General features: G+C 33.0%; 4 protein-coding genes and 2 pseudogenes. 2 read left to right on the top strand and 4 right to left on the bottom strand.

What is annotated here, in order from left to right; translation table 11 throughout:
• Nucleotides 1-449: 449 nt before the first annotated feature.
• Nucleotides 450-611, bottom strand: coding sequence for a hypothetical protein (locus AC13CK_RS00145; RefSeq protein ID WP_165383258.1), 162 nt, complete (start codon nt 609-611; stop codon nt 450-452).
• A 164-nt stretch (nt 612-775) separates the two neighbouring features.
• Nucleotides 776-1,372: a DUF6338 family protein gene (locus AC13CK_RS00140; protein WP_482830848.1), complete on the bottom strand. Its 597-nt coding sequence runs from the start codon at nt 1,370-1,372 to the stop codon at nt 776-778.
• Nucleotides 1,373-1,635: 263 nt separating this feature from the next.
• On the opposite strand from AC13CK_RS00140, the gene AC13CK_RS00135 reads away from it, so the two are divergent.
• Nucleotides 1,636-2,385 carry a hypothetical protein gene (locus tag AC13CK_RS00135; protein ID WP_482830847.1) on the top strand — a complete coding sequence of 250 codons (750 nt, stop codon included), beginning with the start codon at nt 1,636-1,638 and terminating at the stop codon, nt 2,383-2,385.
• Nucleotides 2,386-2,660: 275 nt separating this feature from the next.
• Here AC13CK_RS00135 and AC13CK_RS00130 read toward each other — a convergent pair whose 3' ends face one another.
• Complete coding sequence (locus AC13CK_RS00130) at nt 2,661-2,912, bottom strand: hypothetical protein (protein WP_482830846.1); 252 nt, start codon at nt 2,910-2,912, stop codon at nt 2,661-2,663.
• Between the two features lie 124 nt (nt 2,913-3,036).
• Between AC13CK_RS00130 and AC13CK_RS00125 the strand changes: the two are divergent.
• Nucleotides 3,037-3,177, top strand: a pseudogene (locus AC13CK_RS00125) (helix-turn-helix domain-containing protein); the annotation flags it as partial.
• Between the two features lie 522 nt (nt 3,178-3,699).
• On the opposite strand, the pseudogene AC13CK_RS00120 reads toward AC13CK_RS00125, so the two are convergent.
• Nucleotides 3,700-3,872, bottom strand: a pseudogene (locus AC13CK_RS00120) (transcriptional regulator); the annotation flags it as partial.

The raw sequence follows: 3,872 nt of genomic DNA, 5'->3' as shown, positions 1-3,872 counted from the left end.
TGATGCACTGATGCACTGATGCACTGATGCACTGATGCACTGATGCACTGATGCACTGATGCACTGATGCACTGATGCACTGATGCACTGATGCACTGATGCACTGATGCACTGATGCACTGATGCACTGATGCACCTCTGGATGGAGGCTAATATTTAAAAGACTATAGAAGTAAAAAACGGTTTAAATGGGTTCTAACACCGCCACTTCGTATAAGAGATTTTATGTTAAATAGATGAATGAAAGGCTCATTAATAAGGCCTTTCATATAATGTGTATTATGGTTCAAAGTAGATTAAGGTTTTTTGGGTGGTGATGATGTTTGTACAGGCGTATGTGATGGAGTATTGCTAGAGGATTTTGTAGGCTGATAACCAAACGTGTTATTAGAATCTTTAACAGTATTAGCGTACTGAATATTATTTTTAGACATTATTATCTCTCTAACTTATGGTTTTTTAGGTGGAGAAGATGGTTTTTGTGGGTTAGTAGGGTTAGTTCCTCCTGATTTTTCTGGTTGGTAACCAGCTCCAGGTTTAGGATTATTTGGTGTACCTGAGGTTGGTTTGTACCCATCACCTATTGGGAATCTACGATTTTTATCAGTCATATTTTAGCTCTATGGTTTCTTTGGCGGTGTTTTATTTGATGATGTTGTTGTATTTGTGACTTGTTGAGGTTGGTAACCTCTAGTTTGACTATCATTTGGTCTGCTAGATGGCTGATAACCCTCCATTGCCGGTAAACGGATCTTTGACATAATTATAATTCCTGTTATGGATGTTCAAATAACTCAATACTTTGAATATCTTTGGATAATACTATAATTCCTTTAGAAGATACTCGTTCTCTTTCAAACCCCCCATCTTCATTTAACACCCAAGTTTTCTCTAAATACATTTGAGGTTCTTCTGGATAGCTTGAAGTGAACGAGTTTCCACTATATTGTCCAGCAATTTTAGTACCATCAGATAAGGTAATAATTACGTAATACCAAGTAGAGGTATCACTGAAAACAAAATCCCATGGTCTAGGTGTCGGGTGAGGTGCATTTTTCCTAAAAAATTCTAATTCTCTAAGTCTTAACCAAAGCCATGCTAAGAAGGCCGGAAAAATAAGCATTACAAAGGCATAAAAGCTAAATGTAAAAAATGAACATATAAACACCCATTTTTTACTGAATAGCATCATATAGATGAAAGGACCTAGGATTGCATAGTTCATGCAACTATATGTAATAGCATCAATTATTAATTTTGTACTATCCTTATCTTGATTGGGGCATAGTAATGAATATGTTTTTATTGCAATGAACCCCGGGATCGCAAAGACAATAAATAAAAACAACTTACTTGATTCGAAAATTTCCATGGAATTGTTTTTTATTAAGAATTTGTCTATATGATACTTTTTTTAAAAAAAGAAATCCTCAATTTACGTATCCTTAAAAGTTTAAAGCATAGATTTAGATTTAGGCTTTTTTTAATTTTAGATAAGAGGTTTTGTATTAAATATTTTTTTAAATTTTACTTTAAATTTATGATTAATTTAATTTTATATTTTTCAAACTTCGTATTTAGAAGTAATAAAGTATAAAATTAAGTACTATTTTTTAGAATTTTTCGGAGTTTCTGTTGGGATTAATAGTTACAGAAAGTAAGGAGGTGTATTTTGATCCAAACCGTGAACTTTTAGTTAACACATCTATAGAGTCGAATCCGCAATCACAGCGGTATAGTGGGGTTTTAGTCTATAGCATCTTCAGAAGGTTACATACTCAATCGAACGGACAAAATAATCCAGGAGATGGAAATCCTTTAATATTTGCTTTGAAAGGGATGAAAGGATATTCCATTACTACTGAAGAATGGGAAAAATTTTCAATTAATAAAGATTTAATAATAAAAAAAATTATTAGTAAACATCTAATATTTAATAATATTTTATGCATACCATCATCAAGTAACGTTGTTTATGATACAGCTATATCAATTAGTAACTGTGATAGTTTCAAAGAGCCTGTATCTGTTTATGATTCTTGTTTTGAAAAAAAAACTATAAGTGAAATTTATGAAGACTTTTCTAAGGTCGAAGTACCTAAAAAACTAAGAAGTTCAGCGAATAAAGTTCTATCTGATTTAAAAAAGTTAAAAGATGATCCGCATGCTGTATTTAAAATGAAAGCTGTTGATGTAAAAATTAGACCATATATATCGACATTGAAGTTGGCGGAAAATTTTAAAACTTATCCTGATCATTATTATATATTCATTGAGGATCTTATTAGTTCTGGAAGCACTATTAACTCAGCAATTGAATGTTTGGTCCGAAGTGGGATTCCAAAGCAAAATATCTTAGGTATTTCCTTGTTAAGTAAAGTTTGAGGTTATGTAAATAGGATTGCATTCATTGAATATGTAGCTTATGATTAGAAGTGTAAAGTAATATTTTATATTACTTTATGGACCATTTCTGTGCCCAATGGTCGATAAAAATGAAGTAAATAGTACAAATTTCTTCTAACAAGAATGAATTACTATTTATGGGTCCGAGCAACACCGTTGAACGAGGTTAGACTGTAAGAGTCAGATATCGTTTTTTAGGCATCGGCTAAAACAAAACCAGTAAAAACAATAATGTTTTTACTGGTTTTTTATTTTTAGTAGGTATATTCACCAGCAGTATCTGTAAAAATAATAATTTTCCATTGGATATTGTTTAAGGTTGAGCCGTGTTGATGGTGATTTTGAGGAGGAAATTTATCTCCTTTATTTGATGTAATTTCCTTATTACACCCTGTGCATCTATAAATCCCAGAATGTGGGACTTGCTCACTAGGTTTATATACTTTATCCCAACCTTCCCAATCAGGGATATGTTTTAAAAATTTAGAATTACCGTAAATAGCCATACTTTTTACATCCAATACAATAATTTAGTACTAAGATAATCAATTGATTTTGAGTGAAAAACAATCGATAAACTATTCGTGGCGACAGTTTGTGTCGTATTTTCAATGTCTAAAGCTGTATTTAGGTCTAACCCTGGCAGATTTTGCTGCATGTTTGCATATCAGCGCGAGAACGCTCCAAAACTGGGAACAGGGCCGTCGCTATCCGACTGGTCCTGCAGCGACCTTAATTCGTATTCTAGATGCTCATCCAACTTTAGTTTAAGAAGTTTAGATAATAAAAAACCCCGGCATCCTGCCGGGGTTTTTCATATTGGGTTGCTAAGTATGACTCCTGTCTTACCTCACGTTCCTGGTGCGATCTTTCTTATTCTTGTTGTTTGGAACATCCTGTTCTCTATGGCTTCATCATAGGAAAATTCACCTATCCTGGACAGCCGTAAAGAACCAGAATTTACGTAAGCCCAGGCGTACAAAATAGCCTAAATTTTATCCACAAAAAATGTGGATAATTTTGGACATTGAGGCATTGATAAAATTTGAAAAATGCTAAAATTGATTACTTTTTAAACAAAATTATTGGCAAGAACTATCAAAAACGATCATAAAAAAGCCGACTTGTTTCAAAATCGGCTTTTTATGGATCTTAGGGTTTGGTGTAAATTTTTAAGATATTGATTTTTATATTAATATACAAGTGTACTTCGTATAACCACCATTATGTTAAATGGTTCTATCGCATTAAGAACTAGATTAGATACTGTAAAGGGTGAAATGCGACAGAACCTTAATCGTGACTGCAATAAATTTCATAGAGTGTCTGCATGATTTTTAACACGCGCATATCGCTTAATTGATAAAAAATCTGTTTACCCTCCCGTCGTGTCGATACGATCTGATTGTTTCTTAAAACTGTTAGTTGTTGTGACAAGGTGGGTTGGTAGATATTAGTGCGTATTT

It is taken from the genome of Acinetobacter sp. L-24 (assembly GCF_056857555.1).
The sequence above is the reverse complement of the archived record's forward strand: the minus strand, read 5'-3'. Positions and strand labels throughout refer to the sequence as shown.